Consider the following 20,042-nt stretch of genomic DNA (forward strand, 5'->3'; position numbering starts at 1 on the left):
CGGGCGTCGAACGTTTCCAGGGGTCGGAGGGCCGAGGGTGGTTGCGTTCGACGCCCTGCGGGGACGCCCCGACGCACACCCGACCCCGGCGGGGCCGCTGGGCACTGGCCCGGGTGGGGCTTGGGAGGACGACAGGCCACACGCGTGGCTCCGGCTGGGTCGGGGGCACTGGCCAGGGTGGGCCTGGGGGGACGACCCACCCAGACGCCTGGCTTCGGCTCCTGGCGGCGTCTCAGCCGCGGGTGGACTTCTTGCGCTTCAGCAGCAGCTTCGGCAGGTGTGCCGGCATCGGCCGGCGGGTGATCGCCGGGGAGGCGAGTGGGGGCGCGGCCAGGGAGCCGCCCGGGAGGGTGCCGAGTGCCTGCGGCTCCAGGCGGAGCAGCCGGCACTCGCGCGCCCAACGCTCGGTCATGTCCTCCGAGTCGGGCGCGTTCAGCCGCTTGCCCTTGAGCTCGGCGACCGCCGCCGCCCACTCCTCGCCGCGGGGCGGGAGCTCTCGTACGGTCGCCGTCCAGGCGACCAGCCGGCCGCCCTTGTCCTTGCTCCGCACGGTCACCTCGGCCGCCGCCCCGTCCGCCAGTCCAGGGAAGGGCTGCTCGCCGGGCCCGTCGCCCAGCACGTGGGCCGCGCCGTCCACCCAGGCGTGCCACAGGGCGCGGTCCGCCCCGGTGCCGCGGACCCAGATCAGGCCGGACTTCTTGGTGGCCTCCTCGACGAGGGCCAGGTCGAGCGTGCTGAGAGTCATGCGCACAGAGTAGGGGAGGCGAGCGGCAGCGCCGCCGGGGCCCTACAGCCAGCCGTGCCGCCGTAGCGCGCGGTGGATGGTGAAGCAGGTGCCGACGATGGCGGCCATCACCATCGGGTAGCCGTACCTCCAGTGGAGCTCGGGCATGTGCTCGAAGTTCATCCCGTACACCCCGCAGATCATCGTCGGCACGGCGATGATCGCCGCCCACGAGGTGATCTTGCGCATGTCCTCGTTCTGGGCGACCGTCGCCTGCGCGAGATTGGCCTGGAGGATCGAGTTCAGCAGCTCGTCGAAGCCGACGACCTGCTCGTGGACCCGGGCCAGGTGGTCGGCGACGTCCCGGAAGTACTTCTGGATGTCCGGGTCGACCAGCCGCATGGGGCGCTCGCTGAGCAGTTCCATGGGGCGCAGCAGGGGGGCGACGGCCCGCTTGAACTCCAGCACCTCGCGCTTGAGCTGGTAGATCCGGCCCGCGTCACCGCCGCGCGTGCTGCCCTTGGCGGGGGCGGCGAAGACAGCGCTCTCCACCTCGTCGATGTCGTCTTGTACGGCCGCCGCGACCGCGATGTACCCGTCCACGACGTGGTCGGCGATCGAGTGCAGGACCGACGAGGGGCCCTTGGAGAGGAGGTCCGGGTCGTCCTGGAGGCGGTGGCGCAGGCCCTTGAGGGAGCCCTGGCCGCCGTGCCGGACGGTGATGACGAAGTCGGGGCCGGTGAAGCACATCACTTCGCCGGTCTCCACCACCTCGCTGGTGGAGGTCAGTTCGGCGTGGTCCACGTAGTGGATCGTCTTGAAGACGGTGAAGAGGGTGTCGTCGTACCGCTCCAGCTTCGGCCGCTGGTGCGCGTGGACCGCGTCCTCCACGGCCAGCGGGTGCAGCCCGAAGGTCGCGGCGATCCCGGCGAACTCGGCCTCGGTCGGCTCGTGCAGGCCGATCCACGCGAAACCGCCGTCCTCGCGCACCCGGCGGATCGCCTCACGGGGCGTCAGACAGACCGGCCCCTGCACGCGCCGGCCGTCGCGGTACACGGCGCAGTCGACCACGGCGCTGCTCGCCGACGGGTCGCGGGTGGCGTCATAGCCGGGCTGTACGGGAGTGGACTTGCGCAGCGACGGGCGGACGGCCGCACGCAGGTAGGGCAGCATCGACATCGCAGGCTCCTTCGCACGCACGGCTGCGGACCGTACGGGTGGGAGGCCTTCCGCGGGGCGCGGCCGGGCAGGCCCGGGCAAAGGCGGAAGGAACAGGACGGGAGGACAAGAACGTTCTGCCGTCGCTCTTCTACTGATCAAAAGATCACAGGGGGCGGGAAGCGCCCGTCATGGGAGCGGAAGAGCGATTGGTACTGCACGATCGACTTCGATCCATCGCAGCCCCACCTCCTCCGGCCGGTCCCCCGTGAGGGACGTCCTGTCGTCCAGAGCCTCGAACATGCTTCTGTGTGCGGCCTGAACCAGCTTTCAACACTATCAGCCGACGGATGGTCAAGACCCGCCCTTTACCCGGCTGATACGAGTTCTATGCTCGCTCCATGGCAGAAATTCTGGCCCTCGTCGAGGCCTGGCTGCGCACCGCGTTCGGCGAACCCGACGCCCGCGCCGCCGTCACCTTCCTGGGCACCGACCGCATCGAGGTACTCCGCTTCGCCGAGGGCGACCTCGTGCGGTACGCGACCCTCGGGATGTCCGCGCACCCCATGACCGATCCGACCGACGTCGTCGCCGACCCCGTCCGCGGGCCGCGCGCCGAGCTGGTGCTGACCGTACGAGGAGGCATCGCGCCCACCGACAAGCTGCTCCGGCCGCTCGCCGTGCTGGCCGCTTCCCCCCAGGTCGAGGGCCTGATCGTGGCCCCCGGCGCCTCGCTCGACGTCGGCGAACCGCTGTGGGACGGGGCCGCCTTCAGCTCCGTCCTCGTGGCCGAACCGGGGGGCCTGGTGGAGGACCTGGAACTGGACGAGCCCATGGACCCGGTTCGCTTCCTTCCCCTTCTTCCGATGACCGCCAACGAGGCCGCCTGGAAGCGCGTCCACGGCGCGGCGGCCCTCCAGGAACGCTGGCTGGCCCGCGGCACCGATCTGCGGGACCCACTGCGCAGCGCGGTCGCACTCGACTGACCCGACCGGCTGCCCGGATGGGTGAGCCAGCCTTGACGGGCGGGCGGGCGGAGAGGAGCGTGGCTTCTTATGAGGGGTGAACCAACTTGCCCGAAGTGCGGTGGCCGGGTCAGGGCGCCCGGACTCTTCTCCGACTCCTGGCAGTGCGACGTGCACGGCACTGTCCACCCCCTGCAACCCGTCATCCCGCCCAGCGTGGAGGCCCTGAGCGTCGTGGTGCACCGGGCACAGGTGCCGGTGTGGATGCCCTGGCCGCTGCCGGTGGGGTGGCTGTTCACGGGGATCGCCTCCGCCGGCGACGACCGCAGCGGGGGCCGGGCGACGGCCGTGGCCTGCTCGGGGCCCGGTCCGCTGGGCGGCATCGGCGAGCTGGTACTGGTCGCGGAGGAGCTCGGAGTAGGCCTCGGCGCCCGGTACGCGGGCATCGACGGGCCCGACCCCGGCGCGCACATCAACGTATCGGCGCCGCCCCACGCCAAGGTCGTGGCGGCGGGCCGCCCGACCCCCCTGTGGCACTTGAACGGGGCCCCCGACGACCGGGCCGTCTTCGCCGGCGAGGCCCGGGGCCTGTGGCTCTGGGCGATCGTCTGGCCGGAGCAGACCGGCCTCCTCATGTACGACGAGCTCGTCCTCACCGACCTCCGCGACGCGGGAGCCGAGGTCGAGCTCCTTCCTTGCGGGGCCCTCAGCCCGCGCATCCTCAAGCCGACGTAGACGGCCTTGTGCTGCTCGGGGCCCGGTTATCCTGGAGTGACCCCCCGTCCGTACGACCCATGGAGCTCGGCTGTGCGCATCGACCTGCACGCCCACTCCACGGCCTCCGACGGTACGGACACCCCCGCCGAGCTGGTGCGCAATGCCGCGGCCGCCGGGCTGGACGTGGTCGCGCTGACCGACCACGACACCGTCGGCGGGTACGCCGAGGCCATCGCCGCGGTGCCGGCCGGGCTGACCCTGGTCACCGGGGCCGAGCTGTCCTGCCGCCTCGACGGGGTCGGGATGCACATGCTGGCGTACCTCTTCGACCCCGAGGAGCCGGAGCTCGCCCGCGAGCGGGAGCTCGTCCGGGACGACCGGACCCCCCGTGCGCAGACCATGGTCGGCAAGCTCCGGGACCTCGGCGTGGACGTCACCTGGGAGCAGGTGGCCCGGATCGCCGGTGCGGGCTCGGTCGGGCGGCCGCACATCGCCACCGCCCTCGTCGAGCTGGGCGTCGTGCCCACCGTGTCGGACGCCTTCACGCCCGAGTGGCTCGCCGACGGCGGCCGCGCGTACGCCGAGAAGCACGAGCTCGACCCCTTCGACGCCATCCGCCTGGTCAAGGCGGCCGGCGGGGTCACCGTCTTCGCGCACCCCCTCGCCGTCAAGCGCGGCGAATGCGTGCCCGAGGCCGCGATAGCCGAGCTGGCGGCGGCGGGTCTGGACGGCATCGAGGTGGACCACATGGACCACGACGCGGACACCCGCGCCCGGCTCCGGGGCCTGGCCGCGGACCTCGGACTGTTGACCACCGGGTCCAGCGACTACCACGGCAGTCGCAAGACCTGCCGCCTCGGGGAGTACACGACCGACCCCGAGATCTACGGCGAGATCACGCGTCGCGCGACCGGGGCCTTCCCGGTGCCCGGCGCCGGCGGACGCGAGCGCTGACCCGCGGCCTTTCGGCCTGCCGCTCACCCCTCCCGCACTTCTTCTCTTCTGCGCGATATCCCCATTTCGCGACACCCCTCACCTGCAAGGCATCACTGTGTTTGATTTCGCCGTCTTCGGATCCCTCTTTCTCACGCTTTTCGTGATTATGGACCCCCCGGGGATCACGCCGATCTTCCTCGCCCTGACCTCCGGGCGCCCCGCCAAGGTGCAGCGCCGGATGGCCTGGCAGGCCGTCTGCGTGGCCTTCGGCGTCATCGCGGTCTTCGGTCTCTGCGGCCAGCAGATCCTGGACTACCTGCACGTCTCCGTTCCGGCGCTGATGATCGCCGGTGGTCTGCTGCTCCTGCTCATCGCGCTGGACCTGCTCACCGGCAAGACCGATGAGCCGAAGCAGACCAAGGACGTGAACGTGGCCCTCGTCCCGCTCGGCATGCCGCTGCTGGCCGGCCCCGGTGCGATCGTGTCCGTCATCCTCGCGGTGCAGAAGGCCGACGGGGTCGCCGGTCAGGTCTCCGTCTGGTCCGCCATCGTCGCCATGCACGTCGTGCTGTGGGTCACCATGCGCTATTCGCTGGTGATCATCCGGGTCATCAAGGACGGCGGCGTCGTCCTCGTGACGCGGCTCGCCGGAATGATGCTCTCCGCGATCGCCGTGCAGCAGATCATCAACGGTGTGCTCCAAGTGGTGCGCGGGTCTTGAGGGTCCGCACATGCGAACGCCCCCGCACCGGGATCGGTGCGGGGGCGTGAACGTATGCGCGCGGCGTCAGTTGGACGCGCTCTCGGCCGGTCGGATCAAAATGCGCTGGCCGACGGCTGCGGCCTGCTGCACGATCCGGTTGACGGAGGCCGCGTCCACGACGGTGCTGTCCACGGCGGTTCCGTCGACGTCGTCCAGGCGCAGAATCTCGAAGCGCACGGGCTTCTCCCTTCGTCGGTGTTCTCCTTGCACAGGGTTAACGAAGGGTAAGCCGCAATCATTCCCTACGCTAAGGAAATTTTTTGGCTGGCTAAGTACTAGCGGGTGTCGGAGCCCCAGAACGCGGCCAGTGCGCCCGCCGTGACCTGTGGCGACTCGGCGTTCGGCGAGTGCTCCGTGCCGGGTACGACCACCCGCTCCGCTCCCAGCCTTCGCGCCATCTCGTCCAGCAGCGGGACCGGCCAGGCGTAGTCGACCTCACCGGACAGGACCAGCTTCGGCAGCCCGACCCGACTCAGCTCGTCCACCCGGTCGGGCTCGGAGATCAGCACCCGGCCCGTGACGATCAGCTGCTCGGGCACCGTGGCCAGCCACCGCTCGCGCAGGAACCCCGCCAGCTCGGGGGAGTCCGCGACCGCGTCCTCGGGGTCATGGGCCCGCATCGCCGCCCAGATCCCCAGCATGTCGTGCCCCATCGCCTCCAGGGCGGCGACCAGCAGCTTCGTCCGCGCCTGCTGCTCCTCGGAGATCGCGGCCGGACCGCTGCTCATCAAGGTCAGCGAGGCGAACGGCGCGGGGTCGCGCAGCACGGCGGCGCGCGAGATCAGCCCGCCGAGCGAGTGGCCGACCAGGTGCACCGGGCCCGCTCCCAGCGCCCCGGCCTGCGCGAGGACGTCCTGTGCCAGCTCCTCCAGGGCGTACGGGGCCTCCTCGCGCGGGCCGGGGCTCTCGTACTGCCCGCGCCCGTCGACGGCGACCACCCGGTACCCGGCGGCGGCCAGCGGCGCCAGGAGGCCGATGAAGTCCTCCTTGCTCCCCGTGAACCCGGGGACCAGCAGGGCGGTGCCCCGGGCGGGCTCACCCGCCTCGTGCACGGCGAACTCGCCGCGGGCGGTGGTCAGGCGGTACGCGCGGGCGACGGACGGCAGGGTGAGGCGCGGCGGCTTGCTCATGGCCCGAGGTTACCGGCCCGTACGGCCGCGCGGGACGGGGCCCGGGCCCGGGTACGCCGATGGCCCCGGCCCCCTCGAAAGGGGACCGGGGCCATCGGTGCGGTACGGGAACCGGGGGCGCTTACGCCTCCGGCGCGGCCGCGGCCTTGCGGGTACGCGTGCGCTTCGGCTTGGCGGGAGCCTCCTCGGCCACCGCGGCGGCCTCGGCGACGACCGGAGCGGCCTCGGCGACCTTGCGGGTACGGGTCCGCTTCGGCTTGACCGGGGCCTCCTCGGCCACGGCGACGGCCTCGGCGACCGGGGTCACCGGAGCGGCCTCGGCGACCTTGCGGGTACGGGTCCGCTTCGGCTTGACCGGCGCCTCCTCCGCCACGACGGCGGTCTCGGCGACCGGGGTCACCGGGGCGGCCGCGACCTTGCGGGTGCGCCGGGCCTTGACGGGCTCGACGGGCGGGGCCATCTGGAAGTCGGGCTCGGGAGCCGTCACGACCTTGCGGACCGGCCGGCGGGGGGCCCTGACGGGCTCCGCGAGCGGCGCCATCTGGAAGTCGGGCTCGGGAGCGGCCTCGACGACCTTGCGGGTCCGGGTGCGGCGCGCCTTGACCGGCGCCTCGACGACCGGAGCCTCGACGACCGGGGCCGGCGCGACCACGGGGGCGGCGGCGACCGGAGCGGCCTCGACGACCGGCGTGGCCTCCACGGCCTGGGCCGGCACCGCGCCCACACGGGTGCGGCGGCGGCGCGGCCTGCGCGGCTCGTCGGCGGCCGGAGCCTCCGGAGCCTCGACCACGGGAGTCGCGGCGGCGCCCTCGGCACCCAGCTCCGCACCACCACGGGTACGGCGACGCTGACGCGGCGTACGGGTACGCGCGGGGCGCTCCTCCGTCACCACGGCGGCAGCCGGACCGCGGTCGCGGCCGCCACGGCCACCGCGGCCGCCGGTCTCGCCCAGGTCCTCGAGGTCCTCGGCCTTCAGGCCGGCCCGCGTGCGCTCGGCGCGCGGCAGGATGCCCTTGGTGCCGGCCGGGATGTTCAGCTGCTCGTACAGGTGCGGGGACGTGGAGTACGTCTCCACCGGGTCGTGGAAGTCCAGCTCCAGCGCCTTGTTGATCAGCTGCCAGCGCGGGATGTCGTCCCAGTCGACCAGGGTGACGGCGATGCCCTTGTTGCCCGCGCGGCCGGTGCGGCCCACACGGTGCAGGAAGGTCTTCTCGTCCTCCGGCGTCTGGTAGTTGATGACGTGGGTGACACCCTCGACATCGATGCCGCGCGCGGCGACGTCGGTGCACACCAGCACGTCGACCTTGCCGTTGCGGAACGCGCGCAGCGCCTGCTCGCGCGCACCCTGGCCCAGGTCGCCGTGGACGGCGCCCGAGGCGAAGCCGCGCTTCTCCAGCTGCTCGGCGATGTCGGCCGCCGTGCGCTTGGTACGGCAGAAGATCATGGCCAGGCCGCGGCCCTCGGCCTGCAGGATGCGGGAGACGAGCTCCGGCTTGTCCATGTTGTGCGCGCGGAAGACGTGCTGCGCGATGTTGGCGACGGTCGCGCCCTCGCCGTCCTCGGAGACGGCGCGGATGTGCGTCGGCTGCGTCATGTACCGGCGGGCCAGGCCGATGACCGCGCCCGGCATGGTCGCCGAGAACAGCATGGTCTGACGCTTCGGGGGCAGGTAGGCCATGATCTTCTCGACGTCGGGCAGGAAGCCCAGGTCGAGCATCTCGTCGGCCTCGTCCAGGACGAGCGCCCGGACGTGCGACAGGTCGAGCTTCTTCTGCCCGGCCAGGTCCAGCAGGCGGCCCGGGGTGCCGACGATGATGTCGACGCCCTTCTTGAGCGCCTCGACCTGGGGCTCGTACGCGCGGCCGCCGTATATGGCGAGGACGCGGACGTTGCGGACCTTGCCCGCGGTGAGGAGGTCGTTGGTGACCTGGGTGCACAGCTCGCGGGTCGGAACCACCACGAGGGCCTGCGGGGCGTCGGTCAGCTGCTCGGGCTTGGCCCGGCCCGCCTCGACGTCCGCGGGGACGGTGACCCGCTCCAGCAGCGGAAGGCCGAAACCGAGCGTCTTGCCGGTTCCGGTCTTGGCCTGGCCGATGACGTCCGTGCCGGAAAGGGCGACGGGGAGGGTCATCTCCTGGATCGGGAAGGGGGACACGATGCCGACGGCCTCAAGGGCTTCGGCGGTCTCGGGAAAGATCCCGAGGTCACGGAACGTAGTCAGGGTGCTGCCTCTTCTGTGAGACGCGGCGCGAGGCGGCGAGGGGGGTCGTACCGTGCCGTGCTTGCAGTACTGCTACGTACGAAGCTGCGCGGGACCACTAGCCTTCGCTCAGGCGCATCTGCCGCTGAGGGGGCCCCTCGTGGGAGGCGGTACGCATGAACGTACGCACCACACCGAGGGCGGTCGGTTGGAGCCGATCGGGCCACCGACCGGGCATCCTCATTCGGATGGCCCGCCGAGTATCCGGCAGGCGCATTACCACTGTACCCCGGATTCGCGCAGGTGTGTCGGGTGAATTCACCGGGTAGGCGCGTTTAGGTGTCCCGACAGTGAGTAGGTGTGGTGACTTGGCGCGCCTTTCGGCGGGCTATTGTGCGGAGCATGTCGACCGTTGAAAACGCCTCGCCCGCCGACGACAGCACCCCCGCCGAAGCCGCGGGCATCTCCGCCCAGGACTGGGCGACGGCCTCCGCCTCGCCGCAGTACCGGGCCGCCGTCGTGGACCTGCTCGGCGCGCTCGCGTACGGCGAGCTCGCGGCCTTCGAGCGCCTCGCGGAGGACGCGAAGCTCGCGCCCACCCTCGACGACAAGGCCGAGCTCGCCGCGATGGCCTCCGCCGAGTTCCACCACTTCGAGCGCCTGCGCGACCGGCTCGCCGCCATCGAGGTCGAGCCCACCGCCGCCATGGAGCCCTTCGCCAAGGGCGTCGACGACTTCCACCGCCAGACCGCGCCGTCGGACTGGCTGGAGGGCCTGGTCAAGGCGTACGTCGGCGACTCGATCGCCAGCGACTTCTACCGCGAGGTCGCCAGCCACCTGGACACCGACACCCGCGCGCTCGTCCTCGGCGTGCTGGACGACACCGGCCACGGCAACTTCGCCGTCGAGAAGGTCCGCGCCGCGATCGAGGCGGACCCGCGCTGCGGCGGCCGGCTCGCCCTGTGGGCCCGCCGCCTGATGGGCGAAGCCCTCTCCCAGGCGCAGCGCGTGGTCGCGGAGCGCGACGCGCTGTCCACCATGCTGGTCGGCGGGGTCGACGGGATGGCGGCCGGCTTCGACCTGGCGGCCGTCGGCGAGATGTTCACCCGGATCACCAAGGCCCACACCAAGCGGATGGCGGCCCTGGGCCTCGCGGCCTGAGCCCGACCCCGCGCGGTACCCGTACGCAACGAAGGCCCCGGCGCGCATCACGGCGCGCCGGGGCCTTCGTACGTACGCGATCAGCCGTCAGCCCCGCGACGGGAGCGAAAACGGAGTCCTGTGGGACGGCCTGCGGGGCCCGGAGGCCGGACGGAGCAGCAGCGACAGGACCACCGCCGACACGAGCACCGCGCCGACGAACGTCGCCGTCAGCGTGTTGTGCCCGGGGCCCAGCGCGGTGTGCGTCAGGTACGCCCCGAACAGCGCGCCCAGCACCCCGCTGACCAGCACGATTCTCGGGGAGGGCAGCCGCCTCGTCAGCACTCTCGCGGCTGTCGCGGACAGGGCGAGGCCCAGCAGAGCAGAGCCGAGCGCTTCCATCAGCAGCATGAAGTCCCTCCCACACGTCGGGATGTACCGGGTCACTGCCGTCCTACCCGAAGCGGAAGAAAGGGAAACGGCCCGGTGGAATCAACCACCGGGCCGTTTCGCTCAGTTCTCCGTGCGTCTGGAACGCCCCTCAGAGCGCGCCGAAACCGACCTTGCGCGCGGCCGGCTCGCCCAGGTCGACGTACGACAGGCGGTCGGACGGCACCAGGACCTTGCGGCCCTTGGTGTCGGTGAGGCTCAGCAGCGGCTCCGTGCCGGACAGCGCGGCGGCGACGATGCGCTCCAGCTCCTCGGCGCTCAGGTCGCTCTCCAGCACGATCTCCCGGGGTGCGTGCTGCACGCCGATCTTGACCTCCACGGCTTTGTCCCTCCGACGGTCCGTTTCGCGCGATCAGCCGCGCCGTACGCGGTCCACATTAGCCCGGAGAGGGGACGCGAACCGCGCGGACCGGACACGCTCGCAGCGAACAGCGGCCGGTCGGGCGGGGCGGGCCGGTCAGGCCGGTCCGGCGGGACCGCCCTCCGTGCCGTGCAGCGGGAAGCCGGCGATGCCGCGCCACGCCAGCGAGGTCAGCAGGCCGACCGCCGTGTCCCGGGCGACCGGGCTCTCACTGGACAGCCAGTAGCGCGCCACGACCTGCGAGACGCCGCCCAGGCCCACGGCCAGCAGCATCGACTCGTCCTTGGACAGGCCGGTGTCCTCGGCGATGACGTCGGAGATGGCCTCGGCGCACTGGAGCGAGACGCGGTCGACGCGCTCGCGCACCGCCGGCTCGTTCGTCAGGTCGGACTCGAAGACCAGCCGGAAGGCGCCGCCCTCGTCCTCCACGTACGCGAAGTACGCGTCCATCGTGGCGGCCACACGCAGCTTGTTGTCCGTCGTCGACGCGAGCGCGGTCCGCACGGCCAGCAGCAGCGACTCGCAGTGCTGGTCCAGCAGCGCCAGGTAGAGGTCGAGCTTGCCGGGGAAGTGCTGGTACAGCACCGGCTTGCTCACACCGGCACGCTCGGCGATGTCGTCCATCGCCGCCGCGTGGTAACCCTGCGCGACGAAAACCTCCTGAGCCGCGCCCAGCAGCTGGTTGCGTCGGGCTCGGCGCGGCAGTCGCGTGCCCCGCGGACGCGCTGCCTCGGTCTGCTCGATGGCTGTCACGCCGCCTCCCACTTTCTCTCAGAACACAGTGCGCCATGCGCCGCGCCGCCATCGTACTTTTCGGTAACCGAATCTGTAGGGTTCAAGCCGAGTTTTCTCGCGGTACGGACCGGTCGGATGTGCTGGTCAGCGGTAGTCGTCCTCGTCCAGCGGCACCACCCGGGCCTGCTCGGCGGCGTCGCCGTCGGCGGCCTCGCCCCGCTCCCGACCGGTGACCGGGTCGTCCTCGTCCGGCTGCAACTCGGCCAGCTGTTCCGCCACGTCCGCCTCGGGCGCCTCGGCGTCCACGACCTCCGGGAACTGCTTCCGGAAGGTGTCCGGCTCCGCAGGGTCGACAGTCATGCCGCTGCCCTCGCTTCCTTGGTTCACCTATGAGCCTAGGAGGATCGCGGATACCCCGCTATACGGATCGCCACACATCTGTGACCGCGAACACAGGAAGTCGGGCGTGATCGTCTCGTAACATTGCCCGCATGTCTTCGACCGAGCTGCCTGGCGTACGGTCCACCGCCGAGCTGTCCTCCCTGGTGGGAGTCGCCCCGGTGGCCGAAGGAGAGCAGGCGCGCACCGTCGTGCTGCCCGGGCTGGAGCTCAACCTCCGGGTCCGCCCGCCGCTGCGCACGGACCTGCCGCCCGCGCTGTTCGTCCACGGACTCGGCGGTTCCTCCCAGAACTGGTCGGCCCTCATGGAGCGGCTGGCGGACACCGTCGACGGCGAGGCCGTCGACCTGCCCGGCTTCGGCTGGTCCCCGCCGCCCGCCGACCGGGACTACTCCGTGACGGCGTTCGCCCGCGCCGTCATCCGCCACCTCGACGCCGCCGGACGCGGCCCGGTGCACCTGTTCGGGAACTCCCTCGGCGGCGCCGTCTCCACCCGGGTCGCGGCCGTCCGGCCCGACCTCGTGCGCACCCTGACGCTGGTCTCGCCCGCCCTGCCGGAGCTGTGCGTGCAGAAGAGCGCGGTGCCGACCGCGCTGCTCGCCGTGCCCGGCGTGGCCGCGCTCTTCAGCCGGCTGACCCGGGGCATGAGCGCCGAACAACGCACCCGAGGGGTGACGGGCCTCTGTTACGGAGACCCCGCACGGGTGAGTCCCGAGGGGTTCGCGGCCGCCGTCGCGGAGATGGAGCGGCGGATGGGCCTGCCGTACTTCTGGGACGCCATGACCCGTTCCTCGCGCGGCATCGTCGACGCCTACACCCTGGGCGGGCAGCACGGTCTGTGGCGCCAGGCACAGCGGGTGCTCGCCCCGACCCTGCTCGTCTACGGTGGCCGGGACCAACTGGTCTCGTACCGTATGGCGCGCAAGGCGGCCGCGTCCTTCCGCGGTTCGCGACTGCTGACGCTGCCCGAGGCCGGGCACGTGGCGATGATGGAGTACCCCGAGGTGGTGGCCGCCGCCTTCCGGGAGCTGCTGCGAGATACCGAAGACGGCAAGGGCTGAGGATCGTGGGACGACATAGTCGCAAGGAGCCCGCCCCTGCCCCGGCGCCCGCCCCGGCGCCCGCGCTGCCGCGCCCGGAGCAGCACTTCGGGTACGAGTACGAGTACGGGTACCAGTACGAGTTCGAGGAACCGCGCGCACGGCGCCGGCCCGAACCCACCGTCACCCACCAGGGATACGTCTCCCAGGACGTGCGGGCCGGCGGACACCCCCAGAGTCACGAATCCGGCGGCGCCTGGGGCGCCGGCCCCGACTCGGCCTCCCAGTACGGGGACTGGCGCGGAGTGCCGCGCACCCGCGGCGCCGCGCCCACCGCCCTCCTGGACACCGACACCCCCGCCTTCGGCACCCCCGCGGTCGGCTTCCCGCAGGTCACCCTCGCGCCACCCGCGCCTGCTCCCGCACCCGCGCCGGTGCCGATGCCCCCGCCGGTTCCCTCACTGGACCCGGTCACCTCCACCGGCGCGCACCGCAAGGTACGCGTGCCCGGGCCGCGCAAACCCGTCGAGCCCACGGCCCCCGAGGCCGAGCGCCCCGGATCCGGCCGCGGCCTGAAGGTCCGTACGTACACCGGCATGGCCGCCGCGGCCGTCACCACCGTCCTCGCCGTCGTCGTCGCGGTCCAGGTCACCTCGGAGGGCGACGCCGCGAAGCCGGGCCCGCTCGCCGCCCCCGCCAAGGCCCCGGCCGACAACGCCGCCAACAGCCCGACGCCGCAGACTCCCGTCGCCGCCCCCGAGGCCTCGGCCGCGGCGCCGGAGCCGACGTACGAGCAGAAGATGGCCCAACAGCTGCCGATCGACGCGAAGCTCACCGGCCCCGGCACCTTCGACACCGTGCCCGGCGTCGCCAAGGCCCCCGGCAAGGGCAGGCTCGTGCGCTACCGCGTCGACGTCGAGCAGGGCCTCGGCCTGGACCCGGCCCTCTTCGCCGAGGCCGTCCACCGCACCCTCAACGACGACCGCAGCTGGGGCCACGGCGGCGCGATGACCTTCGAGCGGGTGCCCGGCGGCACCGCCGACTTCGTGATCACCCTCGCCAGCCCGGGGACCACCGGCAAGTGGTGCTCCAAGTCCGGCCTGGACACGACCATCGACAACGTCTCCTGCGACTCCGCGTCCACCGAGCGGGTGATGATCAACGCGTTCCGCTGGGCGCAGGGATCGCCGACGTACGGCCCCGAGCAGATGTTCAGCTACCGCCAGATGCTCATCAACCACGAGGTCGGCCACCGCCTCGGACACGGGCACGTGAACTGCAAGACGCCCGGCGCGCTCGCCCCGATCATGCAGCAGCAGACCAAGTCCCTCGACATCGACGGAATCCAGTGCAAGCCCAACCCCTGGGTGTTCCCCGGCACTTGACGTGCCACGCCGAAGGGCGTTGACAATCCGTCCGATCATCGGCAATCGTTCTCCGCATGTCGCAGCACCACACCATGACCGCGAGCGCCGCCATTGAGCTGGCGCTGCTTGGTGTGACCGCGCACAGCGTGGCCGACATCTTCTGTCGCTGACTGCCCGCAAGCGCCGCGACCTTTCCACAGCTCCGCCGCGCCCGGGTGTACGTATGCCCGCGGGCGCGGCTTCTCCCGTCTCGGAGCCCTTTCGGCTCCGTCGCCGATCGCTGCCCCTCGCGTGGCCGCTCCTCCCTTCCTTCACGCCGAGAGGTTCCTTTCCGATGCTCCGTCATGCCCAGATATCGCGCCGCGTGGCCGCGGTCGCCGTCAGCCTCGTACTGGCCGGGGGCGCCGCGGCCTGCGGGCCCAAGGACGGTGCGGACAAGGCGGGCGCAGGCGACAAGGCGGGCCCCGCCGGCGCACCGCAGAAGGGCGGCACCCTCACCGTCCTCAACAACGAGCCGCAGGAGGACTTCGACCCGGCCCGGCTCTACACCTCGGGCGGCGGGAACGTCCCCTCGCTGGTCTTCCGTACGCTGACCACCCGCAACCGCGAGTCCGGCGCACCCGGCGCCAAGGTCGTGCCCGACCTCGCCACCGACCTCGGCAAACCCAACGCCGACGCCACCGAGTGGACGTACACCCTCAAGGACGGGCTGAAGTACGAGGACGGCTCCCCGATCACCACCGCCGACATCAAGTACGGCATCGAGCGGTCCTTCGCCGCCGAACTGTCGGGCGGAGCCCCGTACCTGCGGGACTGGCTGGTCGGCGGGGACACCTACGAGGGCCCGTACAAGGACGGCAAGGGACTCGACTCGATCGTCGTCCCCGACACGAAGACGATCACCTTCAAACTGCGCAAGCCCCAGGGCGACTTCCCCTTCGTCGCCACCCAGACCCAGTTCGCACCCGTCCCCAAGGCCAAGGACACCGGAGTCAAGTACGAGGAGCACCCGATCTCCTCCGGCCCGTACAAGGTCGTCAAGAACGAGAACGACGGCGAACACCTCACCCTGGAGCGCAACGAGCACTGGGACCAGAAGACCGACGACGAGCGCAAGGCCTACCCGGACCTGATCGACGTCCGCGCCGGACTCGACGCCGCGGTCATCAACCAGCGCCTGACCACCGGCTCCGGCCCCGACGCGGCCGCCATCACCACCGACACCAACCTCGGGCCGGCCGAGCTCGCGCAGATCGGGGACAACAAGGAGCTGGCGGCGCGCGTCGGCACCGGCCACTTCGGCTACATCAACTACCTGGCCTTCAACCCGAAGGTGGCCCCCTTCGACAACCCGAAGGTCCGCCAGGCCGTCTCCCACGCCATCAACCGCACCAGCGTCATCAACGCGGCGGGCGGCTCCGCGCTGGCCGAGCCCGCCACCACCTTCCTGCCCGAGCACGAGGCCTTCGGCCACCTGGCCTACGACCACTTCCCGGCGGGCAAGACCGGCGACCCGGCCAAGGCCAAGGAGGTGCTGAAGGAGGCCGGCTACCCCGACGGCCTCACCATCACCCTCACCCACTCCAACGCGCAGAACCGGCAGACCAGCCCCGAGGTCGCCACCGCCGTGCAGCAGGCCCTCGCCGCCGCCGGGATCACCGTCAAGCTGGAGGGGCTGGAGGGCAACGCCTTCAACCAGCGCCGCTGGGACGCCAAGAACACCCCCGGCTTCTTCCTCTCCCGCTGGGGCGCCGATTGGCCGTCCGGCGGGCCCTTCCTCGCGCCGATCTTCGACGGCCGGCAGATCGTGACCAACGGCTCCAACTACAACCACGCCCAGCTCGACGACCCGGCCGTGAACGCCGAGATCGACGAGATCGCCAAGCTGACCGACACGGCGGCCGCCGCCAAGCGCTGGGGCGCCCTCGACAAGAAGATCGGCGAGCAGGCGCTGGACGTGCCGCTCTTCCACCCGGTCTACAAGCGGCTCGTCGGCAAGGACGTGAAGAACGTCGTCATCAGCGACTGGACCGGCGTCCTCGACATCTCGCAGGTCGCGGTCAAGTGAGCTCCGTAGCCCAACAGTCGGTGTCCGCGCCCGGGATCACCACCCCGGGCGCGGGCTCCGCGCGCCGGGTCTGGCGCCGACTGCGCCGACGGCCCTCGGCCGCCCTGGCCGCCGGCGTCCTGGCGCTGCTCGTCCTTCTCGCCCTCGCGGCGCCGCTGCTCGCCCACATCAGCGGACAGGACCCCAACGCCTACCACGACGAGCTCGTGGACTCGGCTCGTGGCGGGGTCCCGTACGGCTCCTTCGGCGGGGTCTCCGCCGACCACTGGCTCGGCGTCGAACCCGGCACCGGCCGGGACCTGTTCACCCGGCTCGTGTACGGCGCGCGGATCTCCCTCCTCGTCGCACTCGGCGCCACCGCCGTGCAGGTCGTCGTCGGGGTGAGCGCCGGACTCGCCGCCGCGCTCGGCAACCGCTTCGTCGGCCAGGTCATCGGCCGGTTGACCGATGTGATGATCGCGCTGCCCATGCTGGTGCTCGGTATCGCCCTCACCGCCGTCGTCCCGGCCGACTTCCCGCGCCCGCTGCTGCTGATCCTGATCATCGGGCTGCTCGACTGGGGCGGCATCGCCCGGATGGTGCGCGCCCAGACGCTCGCCCTGCGCGGCCTGGACTTCGTGGACGCCGCCCGGCTGGCCGGCAACGGAAACCTGCGGATCGCCCGCCGCGAACTGCTGCCCTCACTGGCCGCGCCGGTCATCACGTTCGCCGCGATCAAGGTGCCCACCGCCATGGTGGTCGAGGCATCGCTGTCCTTCCTCGGGGTCGGCGTGAAGCCCCCCACCCCCTCCTGGGGCCAGATGCTGTCCAGCGCCCAGACCTGGTTCCGCGCCGACCCCATGTACGTCCTGCTCCCCGCCGGGCTGCTCTTCGTCACCGTGCTCGCCTTCACCGTGCTCGGCGACGCGGTCCGCACGGCACTCGACCCGCGCGAAGGCTCGCGCCTGCGGGTCGGCACCAGAAAGGAGCGCACGACGTGACCTTCTTCGTGCTCAAACGGCTCGGTGGGGCACTGCTCGTGCTCCTCACCCTGTCCGTCGTCGTCTACGCCCTCTTCTACGTCGCCCCCGGCGACCCCGCGCGCCTCGCCTGCGGAGAGCGCTGCAACCCGGCGCAGATCGCCCAGGTGCGGGAACGGATCGGGCTGAACGAACCCCTGGTCATGCAGTACCTGCACTTCCTCCAGGGGCTGGTGCTGGGCCGCGACCACTCCGGAGGCGCCGGGCTCGTACTGCACTGCGACGCGCCCTGCCTCGGCTTCTCGTACCGCAACGACCAGCAGGTCACCGCGCTGATCCTGGACCGGCTGCCCGCCACCCTGTCGCTCGCGCTGGGCGCGCTGGTGATCTGGCTGGTCGTCGGAGTCGGCACCGGGCTGCTTTCCGCACTGCGGCGCGGCGGGATCACCGAGCGCGCGCTGACCGTCCTCACCCTCGCCGGGACCGGTACCCCCGTCTTCATCCTCGGACTGCTGCTGCTCATGGTGGTCTGCGCGTACCTGCAATGGCTGCCGTTCCCGACCTACGTGCCGCTGAGCGAGGACCCCGAGCAGTGGGCCTGGAACCTGCTGCTGCCGTGGCTGACGCTCGGCCTCTTCGAGAGCGCCAAGTACGCCCGGCTCACCCGGAGTTCAACCCTGGAGACGCTCGCCGAGGACCACATCCGGACCTTCCGCGCCTACGGGGTGGGGGAGCGGGCCATCGTCACCCGGCACGCGGTGCGCGGGGCGGTCGCCCCCGTGATCGCGCTCAGCGCCGTGGACTTTGGCACGATGATCGGCGGCGCGGTGCTGACGGAGTCGTTGTTCGGGATCCCCGGACTCGGCAAGACGCTGATGGACGGCGTGAAGATCGTGGACCTGCCGGTCGTCGTGGGCATCGTCCTGTCCATCGGCGCGGCCGTGGTCCTCGCGGGCGCGATCGCCGACGTGCTGTACGCCGTGGCGGACCGAAGGGTGGCCCTCGCATGACGGAGTTGCTGGTGGAGGTCGACGACCTCACCGTCGAGTTCCCGGTCGGCGCGCCGGGTGAGCACCCACGGGCCGTGGACGGGGTCTCCTTCACGCTGGAAGCGGGCCGCGCGCTGGGCATCGTAGGGGAGTCCGGCAGCGGCAAGTCCACCGTGGCGGCCGCGCTGCTGGGCCTGCACCGGGGTACGGGCGCCAGGCTCGGCGGCACCGTCCGGGTGGGCGGCACGGACGTGGCCGCCGCCTCGGGGGCGGAGCTGCGCCGGCTGCGCGGGGGGACCGCCGCCATGGTGTTCCAGGACCCGCTCAGCTCCCTGGACCCGTACCACGCCATCGGCGACCAGATCGCAGAGGTCCACCGGATCCACGCGGACGTCTCCCGACGGGCCGCGCGGGCGCGGGCCGTCGAGGTACTGGAGCGGGTGGGCATCCCCGACGCGGTACGCCGCGCGCGTGCGCGGCCGCACGAGTTCAGCGGCGGCATGCGGCAGCGGGCGCTGATCGCCATGGCGTTGGCGTGCGAGCCGCGGCTGCTGATCGCGGACGAGCCGACCACCGCGCTGGACGTCACCGTCCAGGCGCAGATCCTGGACCTGCTCCACGAACTGCGGGAGGAGAGGGGGCTGGGGCTGCTGCTGGTCACCCACGACGTGGGGGTGGCGGCGGAGAGCGTGGAGGAACTGCTGGTCATGCGGGGTGGCCACGTCGTGGAGCGGGGGGCGGTGGGCTCGGTCCTCTCGACGCCGGCCGACCCGTACACGCGGGCCCTGCTGGCGTCGGTGCCGAGGCTGGACGGGCCGGTGTCCGTGGCCGGGAGCGGCGCCGTGTCCTGGGGCTCCGCCCCGGACCCCGCGCCTCAAACGCCGGCGGGGCTGGATGTGCCCGTCGTTGAAGCCTTTTCGCTGCGGAGGGAGTTCGGGCGGGGGAAGCGGCGGGTGGACGCCGTGGCCGGGGTGTCGCTCGCCGTGTCCGCGGGGGAGACGCTGGGGATCGTCGGGGAGAGCGGGAGCGGCAAGAGCACGCTCGGGCGGATGCTCGTCGGGTTGCTGGATCCCAGCTCGGGCCAGGTGCGGCACGAGGGTGTCGAGGTGAGGGGGATCGCGCGGGGCGCGCAGATGGTGTTCCAGGACCCGGTGTCCTCCCTCAACCCGCGCCGCTCCATCGGCGAGTCCATCGCCGACCCGCTGCGCGCGGCCGGGGAGCGGGACCGGGCCGGCGTGCGGGCCCGGGTCGAGGAGCTGTTGCTCCGCGTCGGGCTGGAGGCCGGGCACTACGACCGGTACCCGCACGAGTTCAGCGGCGGGCAGCGCCAGCGGGTGGGCATCGCGCGGGCCCTCGCGCCGCGGCCCCGGCTGATCGTCTGCGACGAGCCGGTCTCCGCCCTCGACGTCACCACACAGGCCCAGGTCACCGCCCTCCTGGCGGAGCTCCAGCGGGAGCTCGGCATCGCGCTGGTCTTCATCGCGCACGACCTGGCGGTGGTCCGGCAGGTCAGTGACCGCGTCGCCGTCATGTACGCCGGCCAGGTCGTGGAAGAGGGCCCGGTCGACGAGGTCTACGACCGCCCCGCCCACACCTACACCCGGCAACTGCTGGCCGCCGTACCGGCACTGGACCCGGAGCTCGCCGAGCGTCGGCGCTCGTCACGGCGGGAGGTGTTCGCGGAGACGGCCTAGAGCTGTGACCCGGTGAAGCTTTCCGGTCACGGCACCAGGGCTCCACGCTCTTCCTAGCGTGCTCGAACGCGAACCGAAGGGGAAAGTTACGACTCTTCACCCCTTCCGGTGGCGGGGCGGGCGCACCGCCCCCCCCCCCGGCGCCAAAAACGGGGTGTTTTACCCCGGCGGGGGGGGGGAACCAGACGGGCCCCCCGGGAATGGGGGAGGGGGGGGGGCGGCCAGGGGGGGGGGCAAAAAAAAGGAA

General features: G+C 72.1%; 21 protein-coding genes. 12 read left to right on the top strand and 9 right to left on the bottom strand.

All coding sequences use genetic code 11. From position 1 onward, the window contains the following. Positions 1-232 precede the first annotated feature (232 nt). Both ACFV9H_RS38055 and ACFV9H_RS38060 read right to left on the bottom strand, forming a co-directional pair. Positions 233-745, bottom strand: coding sequence for a hypothetical protein (locus ACFV9H_RS38055; protein WP_385407923.1), 513 nt, complete (start codon positions 743-745; stop codon positions 233-235). A gap of 42 nt (positions 746-787) precedes the next feature. Further along, on the bottom strand, positions 788-1,903 hold the full coding sequence (locus ACFV9H_RS38060) for a magnesium and cobalt transport protein CorA (RefSeq protein WP_385407925.1): 1,116 nt from the start codon (positions 1,901-1,903) through the stop codon (positions 788-790). 380 nt (positions 1,904-2,283) lie between these two features. On the opposite strand from ACFV9H_RS38060, the gene ACFV9H_RS38065 reads away from it, so the two are divergent. The 4 genes from ACFV9H_RS38065 to ACFV9H_RS38080 all read left to right on the top strand — a co-directional run bounded on the left by ACFV9H_RS38065 (position 2,284) and on the right by ACFV9H_RS38080 (position 5,221). Further along, positions 2,284-2,868, top strand: coding sequence for a suppressor of fused domain protein (locus ACFV9H_RS38065; protein ID WP_385407926.1), 585 nt, complete (start codon positions 2,284-2,286; stop codon positions 2,866-2,868). Between the two features lie 69 nt (positions 2,869-2,937). Continuing rightward, positions 2,938-3,582 carry a DUF6758 family protein gene (locus tag ACFV9H_RS38070; RefSeq protein ID WP_385407928.1) on the top strand — a complete coding sequence of 215 codons (645 nt, stop codon included), beginning with the start codon at positions 2,938-2,940 and terminating at the stop codon, positions 3,580-3,582. A gap of 72 nt (positions 3,583-3,654) precedes the next feature. Further along, complete coding sequence (locus tag ACFV9H_RS38075) at positions 3,655-4,518, top strand: PHP domain-containing protein (RefSeq protein ID WP_385407930.1); 864 nt, start codon at positions 3,655-3,657, stop codon at positions 4,516-4,518. 97 nt (positions 4,519-4,615) lie between these two features. Then, on the top strand, positions 4,616-5,221 hold the full coding sequence (locus tag ACFV9H_RS38080; RefSeq protein WP_385407933.1) for a MarC family protein: 606 nt from the start codon (positions 4,616-4,618) through the stop codon (positions 5,219-5,221). A 66-nt stretch (positions 5,222-5,287) separates the two neighbouring features. On the opposite strand, the gene ACFV9H_RS38085 is transcribed toward ACFV9H_RS38080, so the two are convergent. The 3 genes from ACFV9H_RS38085 to ACFV9H_RS38095 form a co-directional block, all read right to left on the bottom strand. Then, on the bottom strand, positions 5,288-5,440 hold the full coding sequence (locus ACFV9H_RS38085) for a hypothetical protein (RefSeq protein WP_385407935.1): 153 nt from the start codon (positions 5,438-5,440) through the stop codon (positions 5,288-5,290). A gap of 98 nt (positions 5,441-5,538) precedes the next feature. Then, on the bottom strand, positions 5,539-6,393 hold the full coding sequence (locus ACFV9H_RS38090; RefSeq protein ID WP_385407937.1) for an alpha/beta fold hydrolase: 855 nt from the start codon (positions 6,391-6,393) through the stop codon (positions 5,539-5,541). A gap of 121 nt (positions 6,394-6,514) precedes the next feature. Continuing rightward, on the bottom strand, positions 6,515-8,548 hold the full coding sequence (locus tag ACFV9H_RS38095; protein ID WP_385407940.1) for a DEAD/DEAH box helicase: 2,034 nt from the start codon (positions 8,546-8,548) through the stop codon (positions 6,515-6,517). A 447-nt stretch (positions 8,549-8,995) separates the two neighbouring features. Here ACFV9H_RS38095 and ACFV9H_RS38100 point away from each other — a divergent pair, with 447 nt between their 5' ends. Continuing rightward, positions 8,996-9,754 carry a ferritin-like fold-containing protein gene (locus ACFV9H_RS38100; RefSeq protein WP_385407942.1) on the top strand — a complete coding sequence of 253 codons (759 nt, stop codon included), beginning with the start codon at positions 8,996-8,998 and terminating at the stop codon, positions 9,752-9,754. Positions 9,755-9,841: 87 nt separating this feature from the next. Here the strand turns inward: ACFV9H_RS38100 and ACFV9H_RS38105 are convergent, their stop codons facing one another. The 4 genes from ACFV9H_RS38105 to ACFV9H_RS38120 form a co-directional block, all read right to left on the bottom strand. Beyond that, positions 9,842-10,144, bottom strand: a complete 303-nt coding sequence (locus ACFV9H_RS38105; protein WP_385407944.1) for a hypothetical protein — start codon at positions 10,142-10,144, stop codon at positions 9,842-9,844. A 130-nt stretch (positions 10,145-10,274) separates the two neighbouring features. Continuing rightward, positions 10,275-10,502 (bottom strand): DUF3107 domain-containing protein, encoded by a 228-nt coding sequence (locus ACFV9H_RS38110; protein WP_329379530.1) that lies wholly within the window; start codon positions 10,500-10,502, stop codon positions 10,275-10,277. 138 nt (positions 10,503-10,640) lie between these two features. Continuing rightward, positions 10,641-11,297, bottom strand: a complete 657-nt coding sequence (locus ACFV9H_RS38115; RefSeq protein WP_385407946.1) for a TetR/AcrR family transcriptional regulator — start codon at positions 11,295-11,297, stop codon at positions 10,641-10,643. 126 nt (positions 11,298-11,423) lie between these two features. Next, complete coding sequence (locus ACFV9H_RS38120; RefSeq protein ID WP_385407948.1) at positions 11,424-11,639, bottom strand: hypothetical protein; 216 nt, start codon at positions 11,637-11,639, stop codon at positions 11,424-11,426. Positions 11,640-11,770: 131 nt separating this feature from the next. Here ACFV9H_RS38120 and ACFV9H_RS38125 point away from each other — a divergent pair, with 131 nt between their 5' ends. The 7 genes from ACFV9H_RS38125 (at position 11,771) to ACFV9H_RS38155 (ending at position 19,795) form a co-directional block, all read left to right on the top strand. Continuing rightward, the gene (locus ACFV9H_RS38125) at positions 11,771-12,739 is read left to right on the top strand and encodes an alpha/beta fold hydrolase (protein ID WP_385407950.1); all 969 of its coding nucleotides are present in this window, start codon (positions 11,771-11,773) and stop codon (positions 12,737-12,739) included. Positions 12,740-12,744: 5 nt separating this feature from the next. Then, positions 12,745-14,103, top strand: a complete 1,359-nt coding sequence (locus tag ACFV9H_RS38130; RefSeq protein WP_385407953.1) for a DUF3152 domain-containing protein — start codon at positions 12,745-12,747, stop codon at positions 14,101-14,103. A 56-nt stretch (positions 14,104-14,159) separates the two neighbouring features. After that, positions 14,160-14,255 (top strand): Ms4533A family Cys-rich leader peptide, encoded by a 96-nt coding sequence (locus ACFV9H_RS38135; protein WP_319729120.1) that lies wholly within the window; start codon positions 14,160-14,162, stop codon positions 14,253-14,255. Positions 14,256-14,419: 164 nt separating this feature from the next. Beyond that, the gene (locus ACFV9H_RS38140; protein WP_385407955.1) at positions 14,420-16,153 is read left to right on the top strand and encodes an ABC transporter substrate-binding protein; all 1,734 of its coding nucleotides are present in this window, start codon (positions 14,420-14,422) and stop codon (positions 16,151-16,153) included. Further along, positions 16,150-17,133, top strand: coding sequence for an ABC transporter permease (locus tag ACFV9H_RS38145; protein WP_385407958.1), 984 nt, complete (start codon positions 16,150-16,152; stop codon positions 17,131-17,133). Before ACFV9H_RS38140 ends, ACFV9H_RS38145 begins: the two co-directional genes overlap by 4 nt. Continuing rightward, positions 17,130-18,122 (top strand): ABC transporter permease, encoded by a 993-nt coding sequence (locus ACFV9H_RS38150; protein ID WP_385407961.1) that lies wholly within the window; start codon positions 17,130-17,132, stop codon positions 18,120-18,122. The genes ACFV9H_RS38145 and ACFV9H_RS38150 overlap by 4 nt, the downstream gene beginning before the upstream one ends. Then, positions 18,119-19,795, top strand: coding sequence for a dipeptide ABC transporter ATP-binding protein (locus ACFV9H_RS38155; RefSeq protein ID WP_385407964.1), 1,677 nt, complete (start codon positions 18,119-18,121; stop codon positions 19,793-19,795). The genes ACFV9H_RS38150 and ACFV9H_RS38155 overlap by 4 nt, the downstream gene beginning before the upstream one ends. The last annotated feature ends 247 nt before the right edge of the window (positions 19,796-20,042 follow it).

It is taken from the genome of Streptomyces sp. NPDC059874, from assembly GCF_042731135.1.
Taxonomy (GTDB): domain Bacteria; phylum Actinomycetota; class Actinomycetes; order Streptomycetales; family Streptomycetaceae; genus Streptomyces.

Coding starts and splice junctions, on each gene's coding strand:
- ACFV9H_RS38055 (WP_385407923.1), bottom strand. CDS start 745: ATGACTCTCAGCACGCTCGACCTGGCCCTCGTCGAGGAGGCCACCAAG.
- ACFV9H_RS38060 (WP_385407925.1), bottom strand. CDS start 1,903: ATGTCGATGCTGCCCTACCTGCGTGCGGCCGTCCGCCCGTCGCTGCGC.
- ACFV9H_RS38065 (WP_385407926.1), top strand. CDS start 2,284: ATGGCAGAAATTCTGGCCCTCGTCGAGGCCTGGCTGCGCACCGCGTTC.
- ACFV9H_RS38070 (WP_385407928.1), top strand. CDS start 2,938: ATGAGGGGTGAACCAACTTGCCCGAAGTGCGGTGGCCGGGTCAGGGCG.
- ACFV9H_RS38090 (WP_385407937.1), bottom strand. CDS start 6,393: ATGAGCAAGCCGCCGCGCCTCACCCTGCCGTCCGTCGCCCGCGCGTAC.
- ACFV9H_RS38100 (WP_385407942.1), top strand. CDS start 8,996: ATGTCGACCGTTGAAAACGCCTCGCCCGCCGACGACAGCACCCCCGCC.
- ACFV9H_RS38105 (WP_385407944.1), bottom strand. CDS start 10,144: ATGCTGCTGATGGAAGCGCTCGGCTCTGCTCTGCTGGGCCTCGCCCTG.
- ACFV9H_RS38120 (WP_385407948.1), bottom strand. CDS start 11,639: ATGACTGTCGACCCTGCGGAGCCGGACACCTTCCGGAAGCAGTTCCCG.
- ACFV9H_RS38125 (WP_385407950.1), top strand. CDS start 11,771: ATGTCTTCGACCGAGCTGCCTGGCGTACGGTCCACCGCCGAGCTGTCC.
- ACFV9H_RS38135 (WP_319729120.1), top strand. CDS start 14,160: ATGTCGCAGCACCACACCATGACCGCGAGCGCCGCCATTGAGCTGGCG.
- ACFV9H_RS38140 (WP_385407955.1), top strand. CDS start 14,420: ATGCTCCGTCATGCCCAGATATCGCGCCGCGTGGCCGCGGTCGCCGTC.
- ACFV9H_RS38155 (WP_385407964.1), top strand. CDS start 18,119: ATGACGGAGTTGCTGGTGGAGGTCGACGACCTCACCGTCGAGTTCCCG.